Raw genomic sequence first — 6298 nt, forward strand, 5'->3', positions numbered from 1 at the left:
TCGTGATCACCGCGCTGGTGCGGCTGCGGTCGTCGTGGCTTCCACTTCCTTCCAGCTGCTGTCAGGGTCGAACTTGGTCATCGCCCGCGCCAGCCTGTCGCTGTCGGGGCCTAGGTCCTTCTCGAAGATGTTCCCTTCGTGGCTGATCATGAAGGTCATCACGCCGCTATCGCCGTAGCGTGCCGGCCACGCCACCAGCGCGAAGCCGCGGCTCATCGCATCGCCCAGCTTGTAGTCGTATGCGCCGCCGGGCGCGGACGGCCCCTGCGCGGTGAGGATGCGGTAGCGATAGCCGTGCCATTCACCCTGCGGCGTTTCATCGCCGAACAGCGGGCCCAGCGGGCTCTCCTCACCGCCGTCGTCGTCCCAGTACAGACCGTCGTGCCGGCCGTCCGTGCTGGTGAATTGTTGCGCGTACTCCAGCACGCCGTTGCCGTTGCGATCGACCGACGCGTAGTCCATCTGCGCATCGTGATAGGCGAGCACCGCCTGTTCTGCTTCACGTTCGTTGCGGCCGATGCGGCGTGCGCGTATCTCGGGTTCACCGGCCTTCAGGTCGAAGGTCCATCCGTTCGCGCTCTTCACCAGCGGCACCGGTAGCGTCCAGGCATCGTTGCCGACTGCCAGCGTCTGGTGGTTGGCATCGGTCTTCTGGAAGACGTGCTTCTCACGATAGCGCTCGAGGAAGGCGTCGACGTCCTCGCGGTCGACGCTGCCGCGCGGTATGGCCTGCTCCCACTGCGGCCCGAGGATCGCAGCCAGGCGCGCCTCGTCGGCGGTCTTCGTTCCGAGCGCAGCGACGAACGCTTCGGCAGCCGCGTCGGGCGTGGGGAACGCCTGTTGCGCCTGCAAGGGGGCTGCCAGCAGGAGGCAGGCGAGGACAAGCCAGCGGACGGATGAGGTCATGACGTTCTCCTGCTCAGCGCCGGCGTCCGCCGCCGCGCATTGGCGGCCGCGAAGGACGGCTCATCTGGTGCCCGCCGCCGCGCGAAGCCGCGGGCCGCTGCGACTGCTGGTAGCTGCGATGGCCGCGGCCGGCATCGCTACGCGACATCGCCGGATTGCTCGCGCCCTGGAAGGCGCTGCTGTTGCCGGGCCCGTTCAGGCCGGCACTGTCGCGTGCGCCCTGGCGCGCCTGCGCGTTTCCCTGGCCACGGAAGTCGCCCTGGCCGGCGCCGACCCTATTGCCGCCCGCGGCGCCCGACCGGTCGAAGTCGCGCGAGGCCTGCCCGGCGCGCTGCTGCGCTTCGCGGTTGCTCGCGGCGGGTGTTTCGAAGCCTCGCTGCTGCATCGTCTGGCGCGCGCGATCACGCTCGGCGGTGCGTGCGGCATCGTGCGAGGGATCCCGTCCGCGCGCTGCGTCGCGTTGTCCGGCGCCGTCGAGCTGGCGCCCGTACCGCTCGCGGCTGGCTTGATCGCGGTACGGCACGCCGTCGCGATTGGCGGCGTTGTGCTGCCACTTGCCGTCGCGGCTGATCTGGTCGCGGTTGACGTTGCGATTGGTGTTGCGGTTGAACTCGCTGTAGCGGTCCACGTCGATGTCGATATCGCTGTGGCCCCAGTCGAGGTCGCCCCACAGTGCGCCACCGACGGCCACGCCGACGCCGAAACTGAAGAGCGCGGCGCCCGGGTAGTAATACGCCGGCGGTGGATAGTAATAGGGCGGATACGAGGGATACGCCCAGCTGCCGTAGACGACGCTGGGGTTGTAGTTGGGCACGTACACCACTTCCGGATCCGCCGGTTCGATCACGATGGTCTGTGTGCCGGCCGGAACGGTCGTGCCGGTGCCGGTGGCGGTCGCGCCGGGCGGAGGCGCGGACTCCTTGCTGACCTTCTGCTGTTCGGTCGATTTCAGGTTGCCGGCCGCATCGGCCTGGCGACGCAGGCGCTGCACAGACTCCATCACCGCATCGGGTTGCGCCAGGAAGGCATCGCCCATGCGCTGCACCCATTTCGGATCCTGCCAGAGCACCGCCAGCACCTGCGGAAACGCCACCAGCGACTGCACGCTGGGATCCCAAGGCTCGTTCGCCGCCTGGCGCACCGCGTCCTCGCCCTTGGCGTCCTTGTGCGCCTTGGACCAGGCCACCGCGTCGGTAACGTCGCCGGGGTAGGTCGAGGCCATCAGGATCTGCGCGAGCAACGAATCCGGATACAGCGCGATGGGCGCCATCATCTGGTCGAGTTTCTTCGCGCGTGAAGGTCCCGGACGATGCCGATGACGCGGACGCCGGAGGCGTGCCGGGCGCCTGGAGGGGTGCAGCCTGGGCGCCGCCGTGCACGGCGGCGAAGCTGGCCAGGAACAATGCGGCGGACGCCGTCTTGAACATCGCGATGCGCATGGAAGCCTCCACTCGCGCGACGGCAGGCGGGGCGGCCCGCCGTCGCGATACCTGCGTGTTACTTGCCGGCCTGCACGCCCTTGTCGACGATGAGCTTGACCACGACCTTGCGTGCGCCGGCGTTGCTGCCTGTGCCGGCATCCTCGGCCACGCCCATGGCGTCGCCGGCACGCACGCGACCCGGCTGCAGCCCGGCCTGCTTCTGCAGGTAACTCGCGACCGCATGGGCCCGACGTGCGCTCAGGCGTTCGTTGGCCTCGGCGTTGCCGGTGGAGTCGGTGAAACCCTGCAGCACGACCTGGTAATCCTGCGTTTCCTTCGCCTTCGCGGCGAAGGCGTCCAGGTCGGACCTGCCCTGGTCGCTGATCTTGTCGCTGCCGGAGTCGAACAGCACTTCGGTGGTCGCCAGCGCCTCGTACTTGCCGAACTCGTTCATGCGCGCGGTCGTCGGCGCCAGCCCGGCCTGGACCTGCTGCGCGGTACGGAAGTCTTCCGACTTGAAGCTCACTTCGGTCGCGTTGAAGCCGCTGCCGGCGGCGACCGCGTCCACCGTGACCGGCAGCCCGGGCATCAGCGCGCTCTGCTGCGCCTTCTCGTGCACGACACCGGTCAGGCCCTTGGTCCGCTTGTAGGTGGTGGACGGCGAGAGCGTGATGGTCTGCTCCACGTTGTTCGCGTCCTTTACCACGATGGTGTCGCCCTGCACCGAGGTGATCAGGCCCTTGATCTTGCTCTTGTCGCCATCCGCGGCGGAGGCGGGCAGCGCCAGCACGAGCGCCAGCGCGGCGGAGAGGGACATCGACTTCGCAAGCGTCCGCTTGTTCATGGAACGAATCCTCATGGTGTCGACGGGACGCACCATTCCCGCCCACCGCTTCTTCTACGCCGTTCTCGGAGGAGCTCAATTGGCCCTTGGCCCAACGTGGAGGGCTGCCCGAGTCCGGCATCAATCGCGCCAACGCGCGTCACAGGCCCGGCGCAAGGGTTCAGAGCCTGGGCGGGTCGTAGTAGATCATCAGGCGGAAGTCGTCCAGGTCCGACTCGATCGGGCTTTCCTGGCGCACGTGCGCGTAGCGCAGCCGCACCATCAGGCCCTGCAGGAATCCGTCGGGCACGGCCCACTGGAAGTTCACGTCGTACTCGTCCTTGGCGTACTCGGTGGGCGATTGCGGGTCGGAACCGTCCACGTACAGCGCGTACATGCTAGCGCCCTTGATCCACGGAAAGGTGTAGCCCACGCGCAGCAGCCACGCGTCCTCGCCGTCGCGGTTGAAGTCCTCCACCTGCACGCTGGTGTAACCCGGATAGCCGCTCCACGGGTTCTGCATGTTGGTGTCGCCGCCGGCGCGCGTATAGGCCGCCGTGAACAGCGCGCCGCCATAGCCAAGCTCGACCTTGGCGCCCCACTGGTCCGACGAGAAGTCGGTGCCGCGCAGCAGCTCGTCGCCGGTGCTGCTCTGGTCGGAGTACTGCAGCGCCATCTGCAGCTTCACCTTCTCGGCCAGCGCAATCGCGTAGCGCGCCTCGGAGTAGAAGATGTTGATGATGTCGTCGCTGTAGTAGTCGATCGCGCCGAACTGGAAGTCGCCCATCTTGAAGTTGGCGCCCAGCGCGTACACGCCGCGCTCGACGCCGTCCGGCGCGCCGGCATCCTGCGCCATCGAGACGAACTCGTCGGCGTTGCGCTCCTTGATCTCGTCGAAGTAGCCGCCCCCCACGCGCCACTCGGGCCGTCCATCCTCGCCACCGTACAGACCCTGCAGCGTGATCGCCTGGAAGGTGTTGGGCGTCATGCGCGCATCGTTGCGGTTGATGTACGGCGTGTCGATGCCGCGCCGGCCCAGGCTCAGGCGCGTGTCCTCGTTGATCAGGAACTCGCCGTATACCTCGCCGAGCACGGTGTAGCCCTCCTGCCCGGGGCGCAGCAGCAAGGTGCCGTCGCGGTCCTCGGGGCCGTACAGCTTCTGCGAGGTGTAGCCCGTCGCGCCGAAGGCGAACCGTTCGCGGAAATAGCCCGTCTTGAAGCCGAGCGAACCGCCCAGCGCCCAGGCTTCGCTGCCGGTGTCGTCGTACTTCTCGCGGTCCAGGTAGAACGAACGCACCTGCAGGTCCCACTTGGTGTCCTGGAACGCCTTGCGTCGCGTCTCGCGGATCCACCGCTGGCGATCGCGTGGCGCGAATGCCTCGTTCAGGGGCGTCTGCCCCTGTTCGGTGGAGGAGGGCTCCGGCTCGACATAGACGTCGTCTTCCTCGTCGGCCTGCGCCGGCATGGTGGTCTGCGCCATCGCGTGCAAGGGCAGGGCCAGCGACAGCGACAGCACGCAGCCCGGCAGGGAGCGGTTCGCATTCATGTCGCCTCCTGCGCTATTGCGACAGCACCATGGCGAAGTAGCCGAACACCGTGTACAGCACGCCCGACACCGCATAGCCGACCGGGAATCCGACCCACGGCACGGTGCTGTCGATCTCCTTCGCCGCCTCGCGCGCGGGCCCCGAATGCGAGCGCGATCCGGCCACGCCACCCATCAGCACGGCCGGGTTGATCTTGAAGACGTGGTAGCCGATCGCCCACGTGATGAAAGGCGGGACGGTGCTCGCGACGAAGCCGGCGATGAAGATCTTCAGCGCGATGGAACCCGTCAGCTGCTCCAGCAGCGTGGCGCCGGCGTTGATGCCGACGATGGCGATGAAGGTGACCAGGCCCAGGTCTTCCAGGATGTTGCGCGCGGCATTGGGCGTGCTGCCGAAGTAGCGCAGGCGCGACACGATGGACGAGACCAGGATGCCCGACAGCAGCAGGCCGCCCGCATTCCCCAGGCCCACGGAGAAGTCGCCGACCGGCACGTTGATCTTGCCGATCAGCAGGCCCAGCACCATGCCGCCCGACAGCGTCAGCAGGTCGGTCGATGTGCTGGGGCGCGCGACCTTGCCCAGCAGCCCGGCGGCCTTGTCGACCGCGCTCTTGAGGCCCGTCACGAACAGCACGTCAAGCCGCTTGAGTTCGGTTTCGGCGCCAACCGGAATCGCTTCGCCCGAACGTTCCAGACGCGTGACCTGCACCTGTCCCGCGAAGTCCTCCCCCGCCAGCGACTTCAGCGGCTTGCCGACGAACGACTTCTCGGTGACCAGGATCTCGGCCTGGTCCAGCGGGACGTTCAGGGCCTTGGGATCGTCCACTTCCGCGCCGATCAGGCCGAGGTTGGTGGTCAGGTCTTCCAGGCGTCCGCCCAGCGCCACCACGTCGCCGTTGCGCAGCACCAGGTCGGGCGCGGCACCGAGCGAATCCTCGCCGCGCCGCACGTTGACGATGCGGTACTGCGGGAACTTCGCGCGGAACTGCGCGATGTTCTGGCCGGCCGTCTCGACGTTCTCGAGCCGATATGCACGCAGGCCACCGCCGCGATAGCCGGTCATCGCCGCATCGTCCACGTTGCGCACGCCGTGCGCTTCCTCGTACTCGCGCGCCGCCTTGCGCGCATCCACGCCCCACCAGCGCGGCAGGTACTTGCAGATCAGAATGATGCCGACCGTGCCCCAGATGTAGGTCACGCCGTAGCCCAGCGCGATCATGCCGGAGACCTGTTCCGCCGTGGTACCGGCAGGCACCTTGTACGCGCCCTGTTCCATGGCCATCTCGGCGGTCCCGATGGCCGCGGACATGGTCTGCGATCCGGCCAGGATGCCGCCGGCCGAACCGGCGGGCAGTGCGAACCACTTCGTCATCAGCACCACCAGCGCCAGGCCGAGCACCGCGCAGACCACCGCGAGGATGGTGAAGGTGATGCCGTCCTTCTTCAGGCTGTTGAAGAACGCGGGCCCCACGCGCAGGCCAACGCCATACATGAAGAGGTAATAGAAGAGCGACTTTGCGAAGTTGTCGAGCTGCAGCTTGACGCCGTAGGTCGAGGCCCACGTCGCCAGCGCCGCGCCCACGACCACCGCGGCGGCGACCA

5 protein-coding genes are annotated in these 6298 nt (G+C 67.8%); all 5 read right to left on the reverse strand.

The features are described from left to right. Positions 1–6 precede the first annotated feature (6 nt). The gene (locus tag VFE83_RS03445) at positions 7–906 is read right to left on the reverse strand and encodes a DUF2950 domain-containing protein (protein WP_324903485.1); all 900 of its coding nucleotides are present in this window, start codon (positions 904–906) and stop codon (positions 7–9) included. A gap of 13 nt (positions 907–919) precedes the next feature. After that, on the reverse strand, positions 920–2371 hold the full coding sequence (locus VFE83_RS03450) for a DUF3300 domain-containing protein (RefSeq protein ID WP_324903489.1): 1452 nt from the start codon (positions 2369–2371) through the stop codon (positions 920–922). A 32-nt stretch (positions 2372–2403) separates the two neighbouring features. Beyond that, positions 2404–3171 (reverse strand): OmpA family protein, encoded by a 768-nt coding sequence (locus VFE83_RS03455; RefSeq protein ID WP_324903486.1) that lies wholly within the window; start codon positions 3169–3171, stop codon positions 2404–2406. Between the two features lie 160 nt (positions 3172–3331). Further along, the gene (locus VFE83_RS03460) at positions 3332–4696 is read right to left on the reverse strand and encodes an OprD family outer membrane porin (protein WP_324903487.1); all 1365 of its coding nucleotides are present in this window, start codon (positions 4694–4696) and stop codon (positions 3332–3334) included. A gap of 13 nt (positions 4697–4709) precedes the next feature. Further along, a partial coding sequence (locus tag VFE83_RS03465; RefSeq protein WP_324903488.1) for an aspartate:alanine exchanger family transporter occupies positions 4710–6298 on the reverse strand: 1589 nt, incomplete at its 5' end.

This window comes from Lysobacter sp. (assembly GCF_035655815.1).
Taxonomy (GTDB): Bacteria; Pseudomonadota; Gammaproteobacteria; order Xanthomonadales; family Xanthomonadaceae; genus Lysobacter_J.